At 36.3% G+C, this 24,252-nt stretch carries 19 protein-coding genes; 3 read left to right on the forward strand and 16 right to left on the reverse strand.

Translation table 11 applies throughout. The annotated features are described in order from the left end of the window. Positions 1 to 336: 336 nt before the first annotated feature. The 7 genes from ABJQ32_15430 to ABJQ32_15460 are packed head-to-tail and all read right to left on the reverse strand — an operon-like array spanning position 337 to position 9,378. A complete protein-coding gene (locus ABJQ32_15430; protein MEP5291043.1) occupies positions 337 to 2,016 on the reverse strand; it encodes an Ig-like domain-containing protein in 1,680 nt (559 codons plus the stop codon). Continuing rightward, a complete protein-coding gene (locus tag ABJQ32_15435) occupies positions 2,013 to 2,882 on the reverse strand; it encodes a class I SAM-dependent methyltransferase (GenBank protein MEP5291044.1) in 870 nt (289 codons plus the stop codon). The genes ABJQ32_15430 and ABJQ32_15435 overlap by 4 nt, the downstream gene beginning before the upstream one ends. After that, positions 2,882 to 4,747 carry a tRNA uridine-5-carboxymethylaminomethyl(34) synthesis enzyme MnmG gene (mnmG, locus tag ABJQ32_15440; GenBank protein ID MEP5291045.1) on the reverse strand — a complete coding sequence of 622 codons (1,866 nt, stop codon included), beginning with the start codon at positions 4,745 to 4,747 and terminating at the stop codon, positions 2,882 to 2,884. Before mnmG ends, ABJQ32_15435 begins: the two co-directional genes overlap by 1 nt. A 60-nt stretch (positions 4,748 to 4,807) precedes the next feature. Beyond that, positions 4,808 to 5,233 carry an rRNA maturation RNase YbeY gene (ybeY, locus tag ABJQ32_15445; protein ID MEP5291046.1) on the reverse strand — a complete coding sequence of 142 codons (426 nt, stop codon included), beginning with the start codon at positions 5,231 to 5,233 and terminating at the stop codon, positions 4,808 to 4,810. Then, the gene (locus ABJQ32_15450) at positions 5,230 to 5,634 is read right to left on the reverse strand and encodes an ATP-binding protein (GenBank protein ID MEP5291047.1); all 405 of its coding nucleotides are present in this window, start codon (positions 5,632 to 5,634) and stop codon (positions 5,230 to 5,232) included. Before ABJQ32_15450 ends, ybeY begins: the two co-directional genes overlap by 4 nt. After that, complete coding sequence (locus tag ABJQ32_15455; GenBank protein ID MEP5291048.1) at positions 5,631 to 8,981, reverse strand: DUF4175 family protein; 3,351 nt, start codon at positions 8,979 to 8,981, stop codon at positions 5,631 to 5,633. Before ABJQ32_15455 ends, ABJQ32_15450 begins: the two co-directional genes overlap by 4 nt. Before the next feature lie 40 nt (positions 8,982 to 9,021). Further along, on the reverse strand, positions 9,022 to 9,378 hold the full coding sequence (locus ABJQ32_15460) for a hypothetical protein (GenBank protein MEP5291049.1): 357 nt from the start codon (positions 9,376 to 9,378) through the stop codon (positions 9,022 to 9,024). A 5-nt stretch (positions 9,379 to 9,383) separates the two neighbouring features. Here ABJQ32_15460 and ABJQ32_15465 point away from each other — a divergent pair, with 5 nt between their 5' ends. Further along, entirely contained in the window at positions 9,384 to 10,067 is a 684-nt protein-coding gene (locus ABJQ32_15465) for a phosphoribosyltransferase family protein (GenBank protein MEP5291050.1), read from the forward strand. A 67-nt stretch (positions 10,068 to 10,134) separates the two neighbouring features. On the opposite strand, the gene gldJ is transcribed toward ABJQ32_15465, so the two are convergent. After that, a complete protein-coding gene (gene gldJ / locus ABJQ32_15470) occupies positions 10,135 to 11,469 on the reverse strand; it encodes a gliding motility lipoprotein GldJ (GenBank protein ID MEP5291051.1) in 1,335 nt (444 codons plus the stop codon). A gap of 147 nt (positions 11,470 to 11,616) precedes the next feature. Next, positions 11,617 to 14,976, reverse strand: coding sequence for a transcription-repair coupling factor (gene mfd / locus ABJQ32_15475; GenBank protein MEP5291052.1), 3,360 nt, complete (start codon positions 14,974 to 14,976; stop codon positions 11,617 to 11,619). A 360-nt stretch (positions 14,977 to 15,336) separates the two neighbouring features. On the opposite strand from mfd, the gene ABJQ32_15480 reads away from it, so the two are divergent. Then, entirely contained in the window at positions 15,337 to 16,104 is a 768-nt protein-coding gene (locus ABJQ32_15480; protein MEP5291053.1) for a S1/P1 nuclease, read from the forward strand. Here the strand turns inward: ABJQ32_15480 and ABJQ32_15485 are convergent. Then, positions 16,101 to 16,559 (reverse strand): hypothetical protein, encoded by a 459-nt coding sequence (locus ABJQ32_15485; GenBank protein ID MEP5291054.1) that lies wholly within the window; start codon positions 16,557 to 16,559, stop codon positions 16,101 to 16,103. The genes ABJQ32_15480 and ABJQ32_15485 overlap by 4 nt on opposite strands. A 99-nt stretch (positions 16,560 to 16,658) precedes the next feature. On the opposite strand from ABJQ32_15485, the gene ABJQ32_15490 reads away from it, so the two are divergent. Next, on the forward strand, positions 16,659 to 18,134 hold the full coding sequence (locus ABJQ32_15490) for a DUF4301 family protein (protein ID MEP5291055.1): 1,476 nt from the start codon (positions 16,659 to 16,661) through the stop codon (positions 18,132 to 18,134). On the opposite strand, the gene ABJQ32_15495 is transcribed toward ABJQ32_15490, so the two are convergent. From ABJQ32_15495 to ABJQ32_15520, 6 genes are all read right to left on the reverse strand, one after another. Continuing rightward, entirely contained in the window at positions 18,131 to 18,493 is a 363-nt protein-coding gene (locus tag ABJQ32_15495; protein ID MEP5291056.1) for a response regulator, read from the reverse strand. The two genes, ABJQ32_15490 and ABJQ32_15495, sit on opposite strands and share 4 nt — an antisense overlap. Further along, positions 18,490 to 19,482 (reverse strand): ATP-binding protein, encoded by a 993-nt coding sequence (locus ABJQ32_15500; protein MEP5291057.1) that lies wholly within the window; start codon positions 19,480 to 19,482, stop codon positions 18,490 to 18,492. The genes ABJQ32_15495 and ABJQ32_15500 overlap by 4 nt, the downstream gene beginning before the upstream one ends. Positions 19,483 to 19,946: 464 nt before the next feature. Further along, positions 19,947 to 20,495 (reverse strand): hypothetical protein, encoded by a 549-nt coding sequence (locus ABJQ32_15505; protein MEP5291058.1) that lies wholly within the window; start codon positions 20,493 to 20,495, stop codon positions 19,947 to 19,949. Positions 20,496 to 20,609: 114 nt separating this feature from the next. After that, positions 20,610 to 21,131 (reverse strand): hypothetical protein, encoded by a 522-nt coding sequence (locus tag ABJQ32_15510; GenBank protein ID MEP5291059.1) that lies wholly within the window; start codon positions 21,129 to 21,131, stop codon positions 20,610 to 20,612. 120 nt (positions 21,132 to 21,251) lie between these two features. Further along, the gene (rnr, locus tag ABJQ32_15515; GenBank protein MEP5291060.1) at positions 21,252 to 23,426 is read right to left on the reverse strand and encodes a ribonuclease R; all 2,175 of its coding nucleotides are present in this window, start codon (positions 23,424 to 23,426) and stop codon (positions 21,252 to 21,254) included. A gap of 19 nt (positions 23,427 to 23,445) precedes the next feature. Further along, on the reverse strand, positions 23,446 to 24,168 hold the full coding sequence (locus ABJQ32_15520) for a 3'-5' exonuclease (protein ID MEP5291061.1): 723 nt from the start codon (positions 24,166 to 24,168) through the stop codon (positions 23,446 to 23,448). Positions 24,169 to 24,252: the final 84 nt, after the last annotated feature.

Here is a 24,252-nt window from a genome sequence, read left to right on the forward strand (position 1 = left end):
GTTTAATTAAATACTATTCTTATTATTAGGACTGTGGATACGTGGATAAGATTATAAAAATTAATTTGGTATTTCTATTTGTTTATAAGCAAGCTATAAGATTTGTTTGAATAACAAGGTATCAACATGTAAGTACTTAGAATATAGAGTTTTAATGTTTTGTTGTGGACAAGTAAAATTATTGAATGTGAGTAATAAGAGGTGATTGGACCAATGTATTAATTGTCGATAAGTGAACACTTGTTATAAGTTATATTATGACGGGTAACTTATGTCGCAAGGTTCTGTGATAAAGTAAAAGTTTTCCACTTATGAGAACGAACTTATGCACAGAGATTAAAAGGTTATCCCCAAGGTATTTTCCCAGTTTTCTCTTATTGAATACTTTTCTTCGTATAAAAATACTTTTTCTGGTTCTTGATTTTTGAGAAGATTTCCATATGACCATTGGCCATCTTGGTTTGAGTCAATAAGTATTCGAATAGAATAAGTAGCAGGTTTTAGTGAAGTAAAATTGGTGAAAATTTGATTTGCGATTTCATATGCGACTTCTCCTTGAGCGTTTATTAGCTGTACGATAAAGTTGGTATGATCAGTTGTTAGAGAGATTTGAAGCGAACCTGATGGTTTTTTTTGTTCTTCACGTATGGAGATAGATTTGGTGTCAGTAGTATCATTATCTATCGATATGAAAGTACCTGCATCGAAGAATAATGATATAGATGAGATTTCTGGTTCTGGTTTTGATTGACTTGCAGAATCAGATTGTGCAGTATCTGTTGGTATTGATTTTACATAAGCTTCAAAAAGTGAATCACGATTAACGGTAAATTTTACATTAGCCGTAGTTTTATTATCATTCCAACCAATGCTTTTTTGGATACGATAGCTGAATAATGAATCTGCTTTAAAAAATATATTATTAGGATTAGTATGCTTGATTGGTTTATTAAAGTTGAAGGTTACTTGTGTGGTATCCTTAAGTAGTAGGTTTCTTTTATCTGATGAGTAAGAAAATGATGAAGGTTTGCGATTCGATTCTAGAAATACAAAATCGATTGTATCTATTGTGGTGTTGAGCAAACTGTCTTGTGCATATATAATGACACTTGTACTGTCTCGATAATTAATATGCTCTGGTTTATAAATTCTAATAATATCTTTATTCTCACCAACAATATTATGATCTAAGTCGGCTAATTCAATTTTGTATGAATCTATCATCTTATTGAATTTCGCTTCTACATATGGCCCAACTGGTCTAGCATTGATGAGTTTTATGGGTTTTACGTTTTGCAATACACAACGAATATGTGGAATGTATATAGGACTGTCCAGTAATAAAGTTTCTTGTATAAATCCATGAGATTCTGTCTCAGGATCGAGTATATAATTTTTGTTATCGTCGTTAAATGCCAGAATTTTGTACTCACCCTTTTTAATATATTCTAATTTAAAATCACCAGAATCATTTGCTGATGTGAAATACATCGGATTTTGAGAAAAATAATCCAATGTATCAGTGTTTGGATATAGTCCAATGACATAGGATTTTCCCGGTTCTTTAGTAAGTAATTCTTCTACTGTACCATTGACTATCATACTGTCAATGTAAGGACCCGTACTAAACGCTAATGATAGATTTACCACGGGATTCTTTTCAGTAATGTCTGTAACTCCGTTAGCAAAGTTGAAGTTATATGTAGTCGAGTCTTCTAATTTTCCTTCAAGCTTAAAGATTAGTCTGTTTCTTTTAATTATCGATTTATAGTTAATGTCAGACTTGGGAGTGATAATAAGTTGTTGTTTTAATTTATCAGCATTGATATATTCTGAGAATTCTAATGTTATCTCGTTTCCAGAAAAACGTGTTGTACCTGTAATTGGTGAGGCATAAATAAGTGTAGGTGGAATAGTGTCTTTAGGTCCTCCTGTAGGTCTACCAGGATTCGCACACTTATGGAATGAGAGATCAATTAAAACAACGAAAAGGGAAAGATATAGAAGGCGTCTCATTTCTTAAGTATGTAGATTAGACTCGAATACTCAGATGTCTTTTTTGCTTTTTGATTTGACTGATATCCTGTTTTTAAAGCTCTCAATAGACCACCATCTTTTCTGTATTTCTCACTTAGTAGAGATACATAGTAGGAGTCAAATTTCATTGGGATTATGTTTACAAGTTTAAGTTTAAACTGTATAATAAATGTTTTCATTGATTCTTGATCAAAGTGGTAAAGATGTCTAGGCACATCGTATGCGGCCCATTTTTCTTGGTAGTGGTTTGCATCGTATGATTTATTATTAGGTAATGCTATAATCAAATGACCACCATCTTTAAGTCTCTTTTTCAACAATTTAATAGTTTCTCTTAGTGATGATATATGTTCTACCACATGCCAAGCTGAAATGATGTCGAACTTATTTTTAATCTGTTCTAAATCAGTATAGATAGAATTGGTGATTTTTTTCTGTGCAACACCTCTTGCTCCATTATCTGGTTCAAAGCCAAAAGCTTGCCAACCTGAATTTTGACATGAGTTTAGGAAGTCACCAGTGCCACAGCCAAAATCTAATATTGATCCTTTTTTACTGTACTTGGAAAGCAGATTAACTTTTCTTTTAAGCGTATATAGTCTTACAATCTTGTAGAGGATGTTTAGTAGTGAATTACCATTATTAGTGTGGGAAATGTAATCTTCACTATTGTAGTAGCGAGATAGTTCACTTTCAAGTGGTCTTGGATTGGTAAATATCAGTTGACACTTTGAGCACTTGACAAGAGCAAAACTTTCCTCTGTAACAGTGTGATCATCACAAATCATGTAATTATCAAACTTGGTATTCTTACATAATGGGCAGGAATCGAGTTTCTCGTACATTATCTTCCGAGGTAGACCATTAAGACAGATACATCAGATGGGGATACTCCACTAATTCTAGATGCTTGTCCTAAAGTTTCTGGTTTGACTTTTAGCAATTTTTCTTTGGCTTCTGCAGATAGTGATGAAAGTTGATTGTAATCAAATGTTTTCTTGATTTTTAGATTCTCAAGATTGTTCATTTTTTCTGAATTGAGAAGCTCTCTTTCAATATAGGTTTGATATTTTATTTGGATTTCGGTTTGTTCTATCACTTCTGGAGAGAATAGCTCTATTGCTTTTTCTGCTTCCCCTGAGAATATTTTGAAGTCGTAAATTGATATTTCAGGACGCTTTAAGATTGTCTCTAGCGATGACCTATCCTTTATAGGAGCAGAAGAAAGTTGAGCTAATTTCTCTTCTGCTTCATTTGGTTTAAACTGTATGGTTTGGAGAAGCTTCTTTAGTTGTGCTGTTTGATCTTCTTTTTTTTCAACTTCTGATAATCGCTGATCGGATGCGAGACCTATTTTGTGACTCTTCTCAGTTAACCTTATATCAGCATTATCTTGTCTAAGCAGTAGTCTAAATTCGGCACGGGAGGTGAACATCCTATATGGCTCTTCTGTACCCTTGTTTATTAAATCGTCAATTAGCACACCAATGTATGCTTCATTTCTCTTGAGGATGAATGCTTCATTTTCATGTATTTTCTGATGAGCATTTATTCCAGCAATCATCCCTTGACAAGCAGCTTCTTCATAACCTGTGGTACCGTTGATCTGACCAGCGAAGTACAAGTTCTCAATAACATTAGTCTCCAGTGTATTTGATAGTTGAGTAGGTGGAAAAAAATCGTACTCAATTGCATAGCCAGGACGAAACATTTTAACATTTTCAAAACCTTGGATCATGCGGAGTGCCTTGTATTGCACATCTTCTGGGAGTGATGTAGAAAATCCATTTACGTATATTTCTACTGTATTCCACCCTTCTGGCTCAACGAATATTTGATGTCTATCTCTTTCGGAGAACCTATTGATTTTGTCCTCAATTGATGGACAGTATCTTGGGCCTAAGCCTTGAATCCTACCATTAAACATAGGAGATTGTTCAAAACCAGTTTGTAGGATCTCATGAACTTTGGGGTTGGTATATGTGATATGGCAACTTCTTTGATGAGTTAATGGTCTAGAAGATTCAAGGTATGAAAACTTACCTGGCATTTCATCTCCTTGTTGTTCTTCCATAAGAGAATAGTTTAGTGAACGACCATCAACTCTTGGTGGAGTTCCTGTTTTCATTCTGCCAGACTCAAAACCAAGACTAACTAATTGTTCTGTGATTCCGGTGGAAGCTCTCTCTCCAGATCGCCCTCCCCCAAATTGTTTTTCGCCAATATGAATGAGACCATTTAAAAAGGTACCGTTTGTAAGAATAACTGACTTAGCTTTAATTTCGATCCCAATGCCCGTTTTGACACCAACAACACGTCCATCTTTAACAAGTAGTTCGCTTACCATTTCTTGCCAAAAATCTAAATTAGGGATGGCTTCTAAGGCTAATCTCCATTCTTCGGCAAACCTCATTCTATCGGATTGGACTCTTGGACTCCACATTGCTGGGCCTTTTGAGCGATTGAGCATCCTGAATTGAATCATGGATTTATCTGTGACTATTCCCGAATAGCCACCTAATGCATCTATTTCACGGATGATTTGCCCTTTTGCAATACCACCCATCGCGGGGTTGCAAGACATATGAGCGATTGTGTTCATGTTCATAGTGACAAGAAGCACCTTTGAGCCCATGTTAGCAGCGGCGGCAGCAGCTTCGCATCCTGCATGTCCGGCACCCACAACTATAATATCGTAATCCTGAAGCATATATCTTAATGTTTCACGTGGAACTTGTAGTGGTTAATGACTATGTTTCACGTGGAACCTCTAAATTTTCAGCAAAGATAAGCACGTGTCTTCTTTTTCTCTCATGACTTTTTTTTCTTCATCAGTCTTGTCTTGGAATCCCAAAAGATGTAGTACGCCGTGGATGATTACCCGACTAAGTTCTTTTTGGCTATTGGTGTTTTGTTTGGTAGCATTTTCGTTTACACGATCTATACTAATAAAGATGTCGGATTCGATTACGGTTTCTTGATCAGAATTATCAAAGGTGATGATATCGGTGTAATAATCATGATTTAAATGCTTCCGGTTTATTTCAAGTAAATATCTATCTGAACAAAAAATATAATTGAGCTCGTTCAATTTGAAACCGTGGGATTGAATGATCTTGACAATCCAAGATGAAATTTCTGTTTGATGGGAGAGCTGAAAATTAATACCTTCTGAGAAGTATTGAATGTTTTTCAAGAGAGATAGAAACTTAACTCAGCGATTCTTCCGTCTTTTTTGAAGGATACTTCATCGCAAAGATTCTTCATTAGGAATATGCCACGTCCTCCAGGTTTACTTAGGTTTTCTGGTAAGGTAGGGTCAGGAAGATTACTGTAATCAAAACCTGTGCCCTCATCTTCTACAGTAAACCGGATAAGTGAATCCTCTAGTGCCAATTGCAGGTGTACGCTTTTTTTACTGTTTGATTGATTGCCGTGAACAATAGCATTGTTTACTGATTCAGTCACAGCTATCATGATGTTTCCATAGATATCATCATTAAGCTTATACTGATCTTTTGCATTATCAATGAAGCTTTCAACAATCCTGATATTTTCAGGAAGTGAGGGTATTTGTATTTGAATGTTATCAATCATTCTTTTTCTTCTGTACTTAGACGTCTAAAATAGTCGTTTACTTCTTTTTTATAAAATTGATTGAACTCTAGAGGAATTGTTTTTAATAATTCAATCTCTTTTTTTCTTAATTCTAAATATTTTTCAAAGCCGGGTGGCATTTCACGCGAGATAATAGAAGGCTTTTGAGCTTCGCGCTCTTCTTCCATTTCTTGATTTCTTTGTGCTTTTTCAGCTTCGAGCATCCTGGTCATTATCTGTTTCTGTCTGTTGATCAACTGTCGAGTGAGTCTTTTGTTTACTAGATCGACTTCATTCTGCTCCATCATATCTATAGCTTTTTTTAATTCATCACCACCTAATCCACCTCCTGGTTTTCCATCTTGAGATTCTTTGAGCATTTGCATCTGCTGTCTGATCATTTCCTGCTCAGCCGCAAGTCTTGCCAAATCTTCTGAAAGTTGACGTCCAGATTTCCCAGAACCTTTGAGTTCATTGATTTTTTCACCTAATTGGTTCTGCATTTCTTGAAGGTCAGGCATGCCTTGAGGTTTCTGCTTTTGACCACTTGAATTACCCATAGATTCTGACATGGACATTTGCATTTGTTGCATGGTGTCATCAAGCAGTAAGGCCAGGTTATTTATGGAGGTCATTGCAAATTGTTGGCTTGAAAGTGCACGACCCCTGTTTCTATCTTTGAGATAGTCTATAGCTTCGTCAATATTATCATTGATAGAGCCTACTTCACGAGTGACAAAGGAAGATATCTGAACAACCTTGGATGCTAATGATAGGAGACTGTCTTGAATCACCTTTGCATCATCTTTAAGTTTAAGTTGGTTTTGTGATAGTTCGAGGAACCTAGGGTCTGATTGATTGACTTGTCTCATTTCAAGCATTATCTCTTCTTGATTAAAAGAGAGCTTTATTAGATTATCAAGAATGTCTCTTAATTCATCCAGATTGGCTTGCATCATTTCCATTTGCATTCCTCCTTGCATTTTGGATAGCTTTTTACTCAGTTTTTTCATTTTCTGAGAAGCATTTTTCTGTTTTTGTTGTGTATTGTTGGACTTTTGATTTTTCTGAGATTTTTCTTGTTGCTCTTCTCCCTGATTTTCATCGGAATTTTCTTGACTTCCTTCGTTCTCGTCAGATTCTTCATTTTTCTTCATTTCGTCCATAATTTCTCTTAACTCTTTCGCTATCTGACGTTCCTCGAGTTCGAAATCTTCCATTGCCTCAGGACGTTTAAGATCTTGATTAAGGTCTTGTATTTCATCCATTTTTTCACGGAATTCATCAAACTCATCATTAATCTTTTCTTGAGCATCCTTATCTAACTCTTTTTCAGAGGCATTTTCTTGCTTTTGACTTAAAGTATCAAGTTCTTGCAAGTTTTGTTCTAATGCAGTTTCCATTTTAAGTCGTTTGAAAAGCTCAAGTGTACGTTCTAGATCTCTCTCTAGGTTTTGTTCGTTCTTTTTTAATTCATTCACTTGTTGACTGATTTCATCGGAAGATGAATTTTCTTTCATTAACTCCTTTAACTTTTCATAAAGTTTTCGAGTTTCTTCGTCCATCAATTGATCTATCAATTCCTGAAGCTTTTCGCTTTTGTTTTGAAGCTGACTGCTCTGCTTGTTAAATTGCTTATTTGATTTAAGAAGGTCTTCATGCTTCTTTTTAAGCTCTTCTATTTGCTTATTAAGTGCCTCGCGATCTTCAATAATATCATTCAACACTTTTTTCTCTTGCCAATCAAATTTTTGCTCAGACTTTAATCTTTCTTCAATTTCTTCTAACCTATCGGCTATTTCTTCGGCTTTTTCTTTATTCGCTCCTAATTGATCTTCAACATCACTTTCTTTTTCAGAAATGATGGCATTGATGTCCTCTAGACTTGGTGCTTTTAAAATGAAAGAATTGGCTTTTGTCTCTTTTGCCCCATGCACACCATCATTATCTTTTACACTTATATACATTTCAATGGATTGACCGGGATTGATGTTTAGTGTATCCAGACTCCAGTTTACGTAGTAGCTTTGACTCCTAACTTTTTTATTTATTTCAAGGGGAATCTTTGTGTAATTCTTCTCATTCTGTTTGCGATAATTAATAAATAAGCCAGTGAAACCATAGTCATCTGAAACTGATCCAGCTATCGAGATTGATTCATATGTTATAGAATCAGGAAAATATTGAGCAATTATGTCAGGGTATTCGTCTTTTATAACATCAATGGAATATGTTAGCTCAGATTTATTTTGACTAAATCGATTAAAAAGATCGATTTGATAGCTTCCATCGTTCATTACTCTCTCATCAATAGCAAACCAGGATTCGCTGGTTCTGCTAACATTCGCTTTTTCACCATTAATAGTGAAATGAGCACTGTCCGTTGCAAGAGTATTGAATTCCCACAAAATTTGTGAACCCTCTAAAACAGTCAAATCACCCGTGTTTTCTACCGTTCGACTTAACCCTCCTGCATATGGCGGTTCAGATATCCTGATGAGAAGTGAAACTAAATCGGGTCGATCATGTACTTCAATGTTGTATGTTTTTGATTGAAATCCAGCACCTTCAAAATAGATATCCTTTTGCGATTGAATCTTTTGAAATGTGTAAGAGAATTGAGCATTCGTAATTTTGATTTGTTTGGTGCTTTTCCCGTTGATGAAGATATTGACATATTCAGGAATCAGATCCCCCTCAATATCCACATTTAATGAGAAATCTTCTCCTCTAAAGGCTTTGAGTTTTTCATTCTTGATTTTAAAGGAAAAAGGAGCTTCAGGGATAAACTCTTTTTTAAAATTGACGATCCTATTTGAGCTATCCGTTATGAGTGATGGATTGATAAATGAAACCAGTACAAATGCAGTTGCAATCAGAAGTAACAGTAAACCATATTTTTTTGTGATTCTAAAGTCAACGGCTTGAATGAACACTAACTTTTTAAACTCAGCGGACTTTTTTTCTATAGCTGCGTTAAGCAATGCTTGATTTTCTTGTTTACTTAACTGCAGTGCATTGATGAGTTTGTCTTCTATTTCTGGGAAATGCTTTGAAATCTCTACAGCGGCCTGTTCATCACTTAATCCTTTCCTAAGTTTGGTGAACATTAAGATGGGCTGAGCTAGTAGCAAGTAAGCGGAGACAATAAGAAATAGTAAAAATCCGAAGAATAAAATGGACCTACCTACAACGCCTAACCAAAATTGATGTTCAAGTGTGCTTAGCAAGAAAAAAACTGAAGAATTGAGGATAAGAAATCCTAAGACACCAAGAATCGTTTGACGTAAATAAAAACGTCTTTTAAAGGATGCAATCTTACTTTTAATTTCTTCTAACCCACTCATTGTTCGAATGTAAACGGACAACCTGAATCAAAGGTGCACTTTACCATCCAATTTCTTCCTTGAAGTATTCTAAAATTTGAATTTTTAACAACTTTTCTTGCTCTAATAAGTCAAAACGAGGCAACTTTTTGGTTAATTTCCAATGAGGCCACCCGTCTTTGTCGTTACCTTCAAGTTCATAATACCCTGCCAAAGAAAGCACTTTGCAGATAGCAATATGCATAATGTCTTGCTTTTCTTCTTTTGAAAAGCTTTTTGTACCAGCGCCAAGTTCCTGAATGCCAATTAGAAATAAGACAGCATTCAGGTCAGAAGGTCTTTTACCAGTCACTTCCTTAAGCTTATATAGAAGTGATACCCAATCCTTTTGTAGCTCAAGATCTTTTTTGTAAACCATTATTCATGATTAATTTCATCATTATGTTAAATGATTTTATTTCGTTGATTTTCCCTCAAAACTGCATCAACTGTGAACAGTCCCTTAATTCAGCGGAAAGATATCTATGTACATCTTGTAAAATAGACCTACCGATTACAAATGATCAACAAAATCCAGAAAATGAGCTTTTTCAAAAGTTTGCTTTTGAACCAAAGATAAAGTCAGCTAGTGCTTTTCTTTATTTTAACAAAAAAAGTGTTGTACAAAAATTACTTCACGAGCTTAAGTATAAGGGTAAGAAAGACCTTGGTGTGACATTGGGAAAATGGTTTGCTCCTTCTTTGGCAGATATAAAGGCGGATTATATTATTCCGGTACCTCTTCACAAATCAAAAGAGCGAAGAAGAACATTTAATCAAAGCGAATTGATTGCTCAGGGAATTTCTGAAATATTGGAAATACCTCTCAAAACAGATCTATTGAAAAGAATCATAGCAACGAAGACACAGACGAAAAAGACCAAAGTAGAGCGCTGGCAAAATTTAGAAAATGTTTACTCCGAAGTGAAAGAGGACTTATCCGGTAAGTCCTTAATTATCGTCGATGATGTTATAACAACGGGAGCTACTGTAGGCATGCTTGCTAAAAGAATAGCAGAAGCTAAGGCCGATAATATACATGTATTGGCAGTAGCGCGTGGAAATTGATTTTATGCGGCATAAAAAAAGGCTGTTCTAGAAGAACAGCCTTAGGAAAATCTGTGAGATTAATTTTTTAGAAATTAGATCCAGCTCTAATCATAGCACATCTAAATCCAATGGTAGATGTAGCTGAATCTTCGAACAAGAATCTTCTAGTTCCTGGAGACATCCAATAAGCAACATCTTGCCAAGATCCTCCTTTATAGACTCTTACTCTTTTCGTAGGTGGATTATCAGCATTATAAGACTTTTGAAGACCAGATGTTTCAACCCAATCAGCTTCAGTATATGCGCTCTCATTTCCTATAAATGAGTAATTCCCATCATATCCCGTCTCTGAGTCTAGGATTGCATCTCTTCGTGCAGGGTTTAAATCATCCATATCTTGGAAAGATAATGGTCTATATACATCTTGAACCCACTCGTTCACATTTCCAGCCATATTATAAAGGCCAAAATCATTTGGAGGATAATCATATATGTATGTAGTGATCATTGCTCCATCATTTAATTTTCCCGCGATACCTGCATAATCACCATTACCTCTTTTGAAGTTGGCCAGAAAGTATCCCATACTTTTTCCGTAAGGATTTCTTAACGCATGACCATCCCAAGGGTATAACCTTCTATGCGTTTGATTTTCATCTTGCCATTGTGTTCCGATCAATGCTTGTGCAGCAAATTCCCATTCTGCTTCCGTAGGAAGTCTGTATCCGGGAAGTACTACTCCTGAAGTTAGCCCTGGAACAGTTCCAGCAGATGAGGATAGATCTCCACCCTCTGCACCAGCAAAAGCATCGTCACCACTCGCAACAGGATCTAAATACCCAGCATCTTCTGCAAGCTTTAGGTTAACGACTGTGGTTCTCCACTTGCAATAGTTGACAGCTTGTCTCCAGTTTACGCCCACAACAGGGAAATATCTGAATCCAGGATATCTGTAATAGTTATTTACATAAGGATCATTGAAAGCAAGATCTTTTGCCCATACAGCGGTATCCGGCATGTTATTTCTCCAATAATACTCGTCTGAATCTTGTTTGATATAATACTCATACTCTAACCAGTGAATATTTGCTACTTCTGTTTCATCCATATAGAATGAAGCAACAGTCACAGCTCTCTCCAAGTTATCGTGAGCATAAATAACATCTTCTTCAAATGATCCAAGTACAGTTCGACCACCTTCTATAAATATAAGGTTGGGGCCATCTGGTTGTCCCTGAAAATCATTTACTTGAAAACCACCTTCTTCGTTAAATTCCAGGCCGGTGGCTGAACTAGCAAAACCTGGGTTTTCAGCAGAGGGGGCTCCTCCACTACCTTTAATAAAGTTACAAGCGCTTAAAAAAGCTGCAGCAATAGCAAAGTAACCAATGCCTTTGGCTGCTCTCACATAATTTTTCATAACACCGTTTGAATTTGTCTTGAAACGTTTCAACGTACTAATAAACACAAATATTTCAAAAAAGCCATCGTAAGTTGATGGATTTTAGATTAAACCTACTGATCTAATGCTAGATAACCCTATTTATTGTATCATTTCATAAAATAATCACACTGGAGTCATAGGAGCATGCATTTGATCTATTACCTGACGAGCATTTTCTATTGAACCAATATTTTCCACACTTATGAGCAGTTTGTTTTTAACCTCTTTCATCTTACTATCATGGGGGTTGGATTTAATGAAGCTTAAAACATTACCAAATCGCTCTGATTGAAAATACTCCTGCGGCTTTTTATCTGAGACATAACATCTCATTTTATTTCCTTTTATGGTAACCTTCTCAAAACCTATGTGCATAGCTTTCCATCTTAGCCTTACAGTTTCAGTAAGATTGGTAACACCATTTGGAAGTGGACCAAACCTGTCTTTCATCATCTTAATAAAGTCTACTAATTCCTCTTCAGATTTCAAGTCGTCAAGTTTGGTGTATAACCCAAGCCTTTCAGAAATATTACGTACATAACTTTCAGGAATTAATGCCTCGAAATCAGTTTCAATATTGCAGTCTTCTGTCATCTTATCGAGTACTTCTTTGTTTTTGAGTAGATCAGATTCAAACAACTGCTTGTATTCACCGTCTTTCAGCTCCTGAACAGCTTCATCAAGAATCTTATGATACATATCAAAACCTATGTCATTGATAAAACCACTCTGTTCTGCTCCGAGTAAGTCGCCAGCTCCTCGTATGTCGAGATCTCGCATGGCAACTTTGAAACCGTCACCTAATTCTGAAAACTCCTCTAATGTGTTGAGTCTCTTCCGAGCATCACTTGTAAGAGCAGAAACCGGAGGCGTGAGCATAAAGCAGTATGCCTTTGTGTTGGATCTTCCAACTCGACCTCTCATTTGGTGTAGGTCTGAGAGACCAAACATATGTGCATTGTTAATGATGATTGTATTTGCGTTTGGAATATCAAGACCACTTTCAATGATGTTTGTAGAGACAAGTACATCATAGTCTCCTTCAATAAACTTCATCATTGCCTTTTCAAGTTGAGGCCCCTCCATCTGTCCATGTGCTATACCGATTCTAGAGTCGGGGACGAGCTTATAAATCATGTTTCCAATCTGCTCTATATCACTCACTCGATTGTGAACCATGAAAACCTGCCCACCCCTTCTTATTTCATGACTTACAGCATCTCGAATGACTTCTTCATTGAATTCATGCAACTCTGTTGTCACGGGTCTTCTATTTGGCGGAGGCGTAGAAATGATAGATAAATCTCTTGCTCCCATCAAAGAGAAATGAAGTGTTCTAGGAATTGGGGTAGCAGTAAGTGTTAATGCATCAACATTGACTCTCATTTCTTTGAGTCGCTCTTTTACTTTGACACCAAACTTTTGCTCTTCATCAATGATCATCAATCCAAGATCTTTAAACTCAATGTCTTTGTTTACAATACGATGTGTACCAATGAGAATATCGATTTTCCCTTCTTTAATCTTCTTTTTGATTTCAGTTATTTGCTTAGTGGTTTTAAACCTGTTTATATAATCGATATTGACGGGCATATTTTCCAAGCGTGAGGAAAATGTCCGATGATGCTGCATGGCAAGAATGGTTGTTGGGACTAATACTGCTGCTTGCTTACCAGAGTTAACAGCTTTAAATGCAGCACGAATTGCAATTTCTGTTTTTCCAAACCCAACATCGCCACAAACCAACCTATCCATAGGATGTTCTAGCTCCATATCAGCTTTTACATCTGATGTTGCCAGAGATTGATCTGGAGTATCCTGGTACATGAATGATGACTCTAACTCAGCTTGTAGATAATCGTCAGGAGGAAAAGCATAACCACGGGCGGACTTTCTTTTTGCATACAATTCGATTAAGTCTTTTGCTATATCCTTAACTTTCCGCTTAATCTTCTTCTTCTTGTTTTCCCAGTCAGGAGATCCGAGTTTATTAATTGAAGGGGGCTCACCTTCTTTGCCAGAATATTTAGAAATCTTGTGGAGTGAATGCAAGCTGACGTAAAGCAAATCATCATCACGGTAAACCAAACGAATAGCTTCTTGCTTATTGGAGCCCACATCCACGGTATCTAACCCGGCAAAACGCCCAACTCCGTGATCAATATGTGTGACAAAATCTCCTGGTTGAAGTGTTTTAAGCTCCTTAAGAGTTAGTGCTTTACTTTTTGTAAACTTTTCTTTGCCTTTATATCGATGAAACCGATCGAAGATTTGATGATCTGTATAAACACAAATTTCCTCATGATCATCAATAAACCCTTCTCTTAGTGAAGCCGTTAATCCATCAAACCTGATTTCGTGATCTATTTCTTCGAAAATGGTTTCTAATCTTTCTATCTGCTTGAAAGATTCAGCGGCAATGAATTTTTGATAATTGTTTTGTTGAAGCTCCCTTAGGTTATCGGCTAATAAAGCAAAGTTTTTGTGAAAAGAAGGCTGAGGTCTGGTCGCTAAGGTTAATTCTTCTTCTGGTTGGAGGTAAAAACGCTTTCCAAACTCAACTTTGGTAAAACCATCTAGTGAGCTAGTGAAAGAAGCCTGAGTTTCGAATAGCTGATCTGGGGAAGTAATAAGCGTAGAGTTCCCGCTCATTTCACGGATCATATGAAATTGCTCTTCTACCTTATGAAAAGATTTATCAATAATATCTAATGACTGCTGATAATCTTTAAGCCATATAGTGGTCTCTTTTGGAATATAATCTAGGAATGACTGGCGTTCTTCGCTTATCAATTTTGTTTGAACATTAGGAATGAGAGAAATATGATCCAAGTCTTTTGTTGAGAGCTGGCTTTCAGGATCAAATTCACGTATTGATTCTATTTCATCTCCAAACAATTCTAAACGATAGGGCCTTTCATGTGCATACGAAAACACATCTACGATACCGCCACGAACGGAGAACTGACCTGGTTCATAAACAAAATCAGTTTTTTCGAAATCGTAGGTGAGTAGCAAGTCACTAATAAATTCTACATCTAATTGTTCACCAGGCTTAGTGGTGAATGTATTTGAAACAAGCGATCGTTTGTTAATTACTTTTTCTGATAATGCTTCCGGATACGTAATTATGACAATGTTTTCTTTGTCATTGAGGTCATTTAGTACCTCTGCGCGTTGAAGAATATTGGCATTTTCTATTTCTTCGTATTGATAGGCCTTTTTGTAAGACGAAGGGAATGCCACAAACTCGTCCTCCAGAAAATTTGAAAGATCGGTCTGAAAATAGGAGGCTTCTTCATGATCATGTAAAACAATCAAGTGTATACCACCAATTGATTTTGAAATAGCGGCCACCAAAAAAGCATCATAACTTCCAGCTATTCCCTTTAAACGAAGTTGCTTTCTGTTTTCAATGCTTTCTGCTATTGCTTTAACATTCGTACTTTCCTGGTATTTGCTTATTAATTCTTTCGTATTCAACTTATTGATCCTCTTTATAAGATGGCAAAAGTAAACCCTTACTTAATACACTGATCCATGGAAATAGTTTTGACAAATTATTTACATCAACACTATATGATGTATTGATAGATCATATTGACTAGTTCATCTAAAAAATGAACTATTTCAAGATACAATTGCAACATTTAAGGGAAATCACGGGTTTATACAATCAAGAAACGGACAATAAAAAAAAGTTACTCCGTTTACTTAAAGACTTTCTTTTAGGTTAGGTTGGTGATTAGGCGTGTACCTTTTTAGGGCACGCCTTCTCTTTTTTAGCAAAAGCTTAATCTCTTTTTAACGCTAACATGTTTTTGATTCTTCTAACTTTATTGCATGAAGAAATATTCAATTATCATAATCTCACTTGTCATTGCTGTTAAATCTTTTGGATGGGGAGCTACGGGACATAGAATTGTGGGCCTTATTGCAGAAAGACATTTGACGAAAAAAGCCAAAAAGAATATTGCTTTTGTGCTGGGAAATGAAACCCTTGCTGAAGTAAGTAATTATATGGATTTTATCAAATCGGATGCTACGTATAAGCACATGTCTCCCTGGCATTATGCTACAATTCAGGATGGAAAATCTTATGAAGAGTCTGGAACGCCAGACGAAGGAGATATCATAGTGACAATTCAACGACTTATGGCTGAGTTGGAATCAAAAACGTTTACAGACGAAGATGAGGCTTTCGCCTTGAAGTGCCTTATACACCTGATAGGCGACATTCATCAACCGCTACATGTAGGGAACGGGGAAGATAGAGGGGGGAATGATATAAAACTGGAATATTTTTGGCAAAACTCTAACCTGCATCGAGTTTGGGATAGTGAGATGATTGATGGCCAGAAATATAGTTATACAGAATATGCAGACTGGATTGATCACCCGAGTAGTAATCAGCTTTCACTGTGGTCTTCACTTGAGGTGCTAGATTGGGCGAACGAATCTAAAAGCTACCGAAATCAATGTTATTTAAATATCCCTGAAGATAATAAGCTTAGCTATCGCTATAATTATGAAAAAATTGAATTGTTAAATCAACGCCTACTTCAAGCTGGGATTAGATTAGCCAATGTATTGAATGAAATTTACGGTTAGAGTATCGTCAAGCGTAGCTTATTTGCGGCATGTTCTAAGTCAACTAAAGCTTCAATGGACATAACAGCTTCGTTGGATACTCTTAAGATTTGCGCGGCGCGATAAACTTGCTCTCTTTCATCTTCTGCATATTCTCCATCAGCGCTGGACATTCTAATTGCATCATAGATCAATAGCTTATTGAAATTTGAAAACGATTTGATGTTGAATGAATTGAAAATTTCTTCTAAGGAGACTTCTTCAAAATCATATTCCTCCCAGTCGGCAATGATCTCATCATCAATACCAACTGCCTTGGCGCATTCTACGGTCAACCATTCAAGTTCTGGATCGGAGACTTCACCGTCGGATCCGGCAATTATTAAAAGAGCGTATCCGTAATCTCTCCACCCCGATGGAGGAACCATTGTTATTCCATAAAAAGTGGGTGCTATTCTGTGAAGTTCTGAGTTCATATTTTTAGGTGATTATTTATTGACCCAAATTAATTTGTTTTCTTTTGAAATTAAACAACTTCACCCTTCGATTTGATTGTATTTCGAATAATAAGCGATATGTTTAGAAAAAGCGACCAAGAATATATATCTGAAAAGGGACTTAGCCTAGAACAAGTTCAAAATCAGCTTAAAAAATTTGAAGAAGGCTTTCCTTCAATCAAACTTTCTTCACCAGCAATAATTGATGATGGTATCATTCAATTAGCAAATATTGAAAAGGATATTCAGAGGTATGAGAATTGCGATGCTTCAGTCATAAAGTTTGTTCCTGCTTCAGGAGCAGCGACCAGAATGTTCAAGGCTCTCTTCTCTTTCCTGGATACATATGATAAGACGGAAGAATCTTTTAAAGAGCTTAAATCCGAGGATAAGAAATTGGATGTGTTTTTTTCAGATTTGAAAGAGTTTGCTTTTTACAACGACTTATTAGCTGCATTTGAATCTATCCACGGATTTTCCGTGGAGGAAGCGTTAAAACGAAATGCATATGATCTAGTTGTGGAATGTTTACTTAAATCTCAAGGGTTGGACTATGGGAATCTTCCTAAGGGGTTGCTGAAATTTCATTCATACAAATCATTTGAAAGAACTCCGGTGGAAGAACATATGACCGAAGGTAAACGATATGCAACAAAAGCAGGTGTTACTAAGATTCATTTCACCGTTTCAAAAGAACACTTAAAAGGCTTTCAAAATCATGTTAATGGAGTCGCTGAGCATTCAAATGATTTGTTTGAAATTTCATTCAGCGTTCAAAAGGAGAAAACAGATACTATAGCTTCAACATTGAACTTTGAACCATTTCGGGATGAAAATGAAAAATTATTGTTTCGTCCTGCAGGACATGGAGCCTTGCTTGAAAATCTTAATGAACTAGAGGCTGATATCGTATTTGTCAAGAATATTGATAATGTGGTCTCCGATAGGTTGAAGGAAGAAACTATTGATTTTAAAAAAGCACTTGCTGGAGTTTTGATCCTATTTCAAGAAAAAATCTTTGATTTATTGGAACGTCATGATTTAGGTGAGGATATCGTGCGAGAGTCGAATGAACTGCTTAATCAAATAGGTTTAAAAGGAAATTTTTCGAGCGAAGAGGTTCCAAAACTTTTGAATCGCCCTATTAGAGTTTGTGGGATGGTAAAAAATGAAGGTGAACCAGGAGGAGGCCCTTTTTGGATTAAGAATGAGGGTTTTGAAAGTCTTCAAATCATAGAGTCTGCGCAAATCAATAAAAGCGAAAAAAGACAAATAGAAATTTTCAATAGAGGGACGCATTTTAATCCGGTAGACCTGGTTCTTGGAATTAGGAACTACAAAGGGAAAAAGTTTGATTTATTAGCATATCGAGACTCAGAAGCAGGCTTTATTTCCGAAAAATCATATAACGGGGAACAGCTTTTGGCTATGGAACTAGCTGGTTTATGGAATGGTGGAATGGCTTATTGGAATACCATATTTGTCGAAGTTCCATTGAGTACGTTCAGTCCTGTGAAGACCGTAACCGATTTGCTAAAAGAAGCTCATCGTTAAATCATTTCTTTTAGCTTCTGATCTATTTCGTTGTAGTCAAATGGCTTTTTGAATAGATGTGATATCTTATTTTCTTTTAAGGCTTCCTCAATTTGCTCATTGAAATCATAGCCGGTTAGCAGGAAGCAAGGTAAGTTTGGTAATTGCTCTTTTGCCTTTCCTATCAATTCAAGTCCATCCATTTGAGGCATTCGCAAATCGCTAATTATTGCATTGAGAGATGCTCCGTTTAAAGAAATTTTTTCTAGGGCTTCTTCACCTGACTGAGCGGTAAGGACATTATACTGTTCTTCAAACCTTCTTTCAAGTACAAAAAGGTTGATTACTTCATCATCTACAAAAAGGACTGTGTTTTTCAATTTAGATTGAATGATATGGCAAATTTAGAACCTTTACCGATTTTAGAAGAAACTTTAATTTCCCCATTATGTTCCCGAATGATTTTATAGGTAATAGAAAGGCCTAAACCAGTTCCCATTCCTACTGGCTTAGTAGTAAAGAAGGGATCACTTATTTTATTCAGGTTTTCCTTACTTATCCCTTCTCCATCATCTATTATTTCTATTCCAATTTTCTTTTTTAATTTCTTTGTTTTGATGGTGATATTACCCTTGCTATTAATTGATTGTTCAGCATTTGATATTAGATTCAAAAATGCTTGATGCAGTTTTCCTTCATTGCCTTGAATAATGAGAGACTCCTCAGCATATTCCTTAAAAACCTTGCCTTTGTACTTGATTTTAGGCTGTAACATGACTAGGCTATTTTCTAAGATTTCATGAATATCGCACTGTTCGTTCATACCCTCAGAGCTTCTGCTAAAGTGATTTAAACTATTTACAATTACTGTGGCTCTATTAAGACCTTCTTTCACCACATGGATACAAGGATCAGCGTCGAATTCCAGTTTTTTCTCTTTTTGAAGTCCTTGCTCTAACACTTCTATTCCACCCTTAATAAAATTTAGAGGATTGTTGATTTCATGTGCGACACCAGCTGAAAGCATTCCTAAGGAAGCCATTTTTTCTGACTGGATTAATTTATGAGTAGTCTCCTGTAATTGTTTCATAGAATCACCGATTTGTTGATTCTTAATGACCAGAGCATTGCGAAATAAGAAGGTATAAATAGAAACAATTGTAAAGACGAATATTGAACAAAATACACCATGAGTAATATGAAGTTCTTCTGGCAACAAGTTTTGAGTGAAACCCAATTGCGTTAATGGCCACATGACGATCATACAGATAGCTGAAAAGGCCATAAAAAAATAACGATCGCTAATTGGCCGATAGAAAAAAGCTAAAAGAGGAGGAATTAAAAATTCTACGACTCCTGATGATAGCATTCCTCCTGTGAAATAGACTTGATTAAAAAATGCTGCTAAAGCAGTGAGAATTGAAAGTCTAAAAAGTGTAACCAACCCTACGGAATAGAATGATAGAATCCCATATAGTACGAATAAAAAGAAAGCCCCAAAGGTGGGAAAATATAATTCCCTTGCCCCAGCGACCCAATAGAATATTCCGAAAATCAGTGTAGATGCGTACGCAGAAATCATCAGAAAGAGGTAAAATCCTTGCTCTTTCTTTAAATACTTTAGGCCTTTCACGATTAGCGGTAATTGTTTGTAGCCAAGATATAAATGAAAAAAAATAAAACTTTAGATAAAGCGACAAATGAAAGGTTTATCCCGATGAAAAAATAGAAACCATAAAAGGGAGGCCATAAATATGCAAAGGCATGGTTGAAATATTTTTTACAAGCATGCAGTGTGATTGGATAAAGCTGATTTCAGGATATAGGTTTAGACTAAATCGACTTGGTTGTCTTTACTATATCTTCGATTAAACTGTAAACTTCATTGATTTCTGCTGAGGGCTCTGCTTGATCCGATTTAAAATGAAATAGTGTAATTTCTTCTTTTGTGATTAATTGAATCGTAATTGATATCAAGTGTTCTTCCACAGAGTTTCTTGCTGCAGTGGTGTACTCATCAATAAATTTTGAATTTAGCTTAATAGCGGAAATCATTTTTAATGACTGATCTTCCTGGTGATATGTTCCAACAATTGCTGTAAAAGTCTTTGCATTTAAATCAAGTAGTAGTGATGATCGGTGAGTAAAGAAGATTTTTCGAATGACTATAGCGCCCACTACGGCTGCAATAAGTATTACCCCATAAATAGCACCAGCTGAAAAAACAGGAATAGAGAGAAAGAGTGTTACAAAAAGAAGGACTACCGCGCCCATATAACTATTGGTGCGCTTGATAGCGATTCTGCCATCTTTCTTTTTGAAAGAATAACCGTTTTCTTGAAGAAGGTGGATGGCCTTCTTGCTCAGGTTGGATGATTCCATGATTAGGTGGTTTTAATAAGTCCAAAGACCTATTGCTTTCACAATTAATATTAACTGAAAAAATCAAGAATGCCTCTTTTTTCAATTAATACCGGACGAAGAATCTCGCTGAGTCTAAGAGATTAATGACTTTATATAATCATGCACTTCATTCATTTCCTTCGAAGGCTTGGCATGATCCGATATCAACTTGAAGATCGGGATCAGTTTCTTATTATCCATTTCCAACCCAATGGTTATTCTATGCTCTTCGCTCGTACTTTTGAAAGCGCTGGAATACTCATCAACAAACTTGGAGTGAATGAAAATACTATCGATGAATTGAAATGATTTAGAAATAGTGGAATCATTTTCTTTGACACTTAAAGACTTATTCTTCTTGTCAATGATTAATCGAAACTTTCCTTTACTTCTTTTGACTATTGGAAGGAATATCAAGAAAGCCAATACAGCGACTCCTAAACCAACGAATAGCTGAACAGAAACTAGAAATACGACAACAGCAAATGTCAGAATAAGTACAATCATTAACCCAATCATATCAGTAGAAGAATGATTGAATGAAATTTGAGATTCATCATTTTTCATGGAGTATCCATTATACTCCAACATGTCTAGTGCTTTTTTGCTTAGCATAATCAGGGTCTCTTATCAAGACATTTAATTCCTAACTCTTGCATAAAAATAGCTAATCGTTCATAAACGGCTGCTTGGCTTATTCTTGAGGTTGATTCAACTTCAATAAAATAATTGGATTTAGTCGTTTTCATTTACCAACTCCAAATCAATCGTCCTTCTATCAATATCTGTTTTGGCAACAAGGACTTTTAGTTTATCTCCGAGGGTGATGATTCTTTTATTGTTTCTTCCGATGACTCTCATTTGCTTTTCATCAAACTCATAAAAATCGTCATCTAGATCAGCCATTCTGATCATCCCTTCACACTTAGTTTGGATGATCTCAACAAAAATTCCCCACTCTGTTACTCCAGAAACAATTCCTTCAAAATCCTGCCCGAGCATAGTTTCCATGAACTCCACCTGTTTGTATTTGATGGAAGCACGCTCTGCGTCTGCCGCGCGTTTTTCACGCTCAGAAGAATGCATACAAAGAGGTTCATGTTCTTCATCACCCACGTTTTTACCTCCCTGCAGATAATGTTCGAGGAGGCGATGGACCATCACATCCGGATATCTACGAATAGGGGAAGTAAAATGAGTGTAATGATCAAAAGCCAAACCAAAATGATGTCTTGGATCAGTAGTGTATTTCGCTTTAGCCATAGATCTGATAGCCAAAGATTCCAATACATTTTGCTCAGGCTTGCCTTCAATATTTTCTATGAGCTTGTTCAAGCCATGTGAAATATTTCCGCCAGTATCCACTTTATGACCAAAGCGTGCTGCGAATGAGGCAAACGTGCTTAGCTTCTCTGGATCCGGATTATCATGTACCCGATATACGAAGGTTTTACTTCCTTCTTCTTTGCCCTTCTCTCTCCACTTGAAAATATGAGTTGCTACTTCTTTATTCGCAAGAAGCATAAACTCTTCGATCATTTTATGCGCGTCTTTTCGCTCTTTGGGGATTACCTCCAAAGGTTTTCCATCTTCAGCAAGTTTGAACTTGACTTCTACTGTTTCAAAATTCACTGCGCCATGTTGAAAGCGTTTCTCCCTAAGCTGCTTTGCTATATTGTTAAGCGTGACAACCTCCTTGGTGAAATCGCTATCCAACCCCTCAATTCTTTCTTGCGCCTCTTCATAGGTAAAGCGTCGATCAGAATTGATAATCGTTCTTCCAAACCATTTTTTAGAAACCGATCCTTTGGCATCTATATCGAAAACAGCAGAGAAGGTGAGCTTTTCCTCTTTAGGCCTTAGAGAGCAAAGACCGTTGGACAGTCTTTCGGGAAGCATTGGGATGGTTCGATCGACTAGATAAACAGAAGTAGCTCTATCTACAGCTTCTTTATCAAGCTCACTTCCTTCCTCAACATAGTGCGATACATCTGCTATGTGAATCCCTATTTCGTACTTTCCATCTTCTAGCTCTTTTATCGATAGCGCATCATCAAAATCTTTTGCATCGTGTGGATCCACGGTAAACGTGGTAATGTCTCTGAAATCTCTTCTTTTCTTAATTTCTTCTGTTGAGATCAGGTCAGAAATAACATCTGCCGCTTTTTCGATTTTCTTAGGAAAGCGAAAAGGCAGGCCAAACTCTGCCATAATCGAATGAATTTCAGCATCATTTTCTCCAGCTTGTCCAAGAACTTCAGTTACTGTCCCTAGTGGACTTCTGTTTTTTGAGTCATGCCATTTATCAATTTTGACTAAAACTTTATCATTTGGTTTGGCTTTCCCAATTTTTTCTGGATAAACCATGATATCAAAATGGATGTTTCGACTGTCAGAAATAACAAAAGAGAACTTTTCCGATATTTCTATTTTTCCTACAAACTCATCTCGATTTCGATTGAGAATATTGACGACCTTTCCTTCGGGTCTAAAACCCTTTTTGGCAGGTCTAGTTAGCACGACACTTACCAGGTCTCCATGGATAGCAAAGTTTAGATCTAAGGTTTTCACCCAAATATCCTCTTCACCTTCTGGGGTTACTATATAGCCAAAGTTGGGATTTACGTGATCCACAATCCCCTGAATGTATTCTGATTCTTTGTTGCTTACATATCTACCATCACTAAGCCGTCTGATTTGTTCTCTACTCTCAAGGCTAAAAAGTTGATTCTTTAAATAGTCTTTTGATTTCTTATCACGCAATTGAAGCTTTCTGATAAGATCTCTATATCCGTATGATTTTCCGTCGTTTAAGGAAAAGATCGAGTGTAGTTCACTCTTGATGTTTTTTACGTGATTTGGTGTTTGGTTTTTGGATCTTGATCCTAATTTTTTTCGTTTTTTACTCATTGTTTGTTCGACCGTGCGGTCATGTTACGATGTTAATCTGATCTTGGGCGATCAGTGGTAAGTTGTTGAGGCGGAGATAAAGTTGAGCGGTTGCTACAACATCTTTTCTGCAATATTCCTCAATTCTCTTTAACCCATCATTTTCTTCATAATATGTTTTTGTCACCATTGACCCATCCAAGTCTTTTTTGCTGGAGGGGATATCAAAAATGGCGGTTAGTAAATCCAGCGAGGTAAAACTTTTCCAGTCGCCAAATTTCCATAGCTCCATAGTATCAATATGATTGACTTCCCATGGTTTTTTCCCTGTAATATTTAATGACCAGGGAATCTTAATATCGTTGATCAGCATTCTTCTGCACAAGTAAGGAAAGTCAAATTCTTTTCCATTGTGTGCACATAATTTGAGATTATCCTGATCAAATTTTGATTCTATAAAATTTTTAAATTCTGTTAATAATTCTTTTTCGTCATGCGAAGCGATTGATTTTACTCGCAAAGCTTGCTTTCCTTTAACCTCATGATAAAACCCTATTCCAATGACGATGATTTTCCCAAACTCTGCATAAATAGCTGAACGATCAAAGTACAGTTCTTCGGGTGTTTTATCATCTGGGTTTCGAATGAAACCGGCTTTTCGTTCCCAGTGCTTTTTTAATGCTGGCGATAGTTTTTCAATGTCTTCGTTTCCAGACACTGTTTCAATATCAATGATGAGAAAGTCTTGAAAGTGATTATGCAAACTTTGTTTGTTTTAATACTCTGACATTTCTGAATCTTATTGCGCTGAAAGTGATGTAAAATCAACTTTTAAGATTAGTCAGGT

Origin of the sequence: Marinobacter alexandrii (assembly GCA_039984955.1) — a bacterium.
Taxonomy (GTDB): Bacteria; Bacteroidota; Bacteroidia; order Cytophagales; family Cyclobacteriaceae; genus Ekhidna.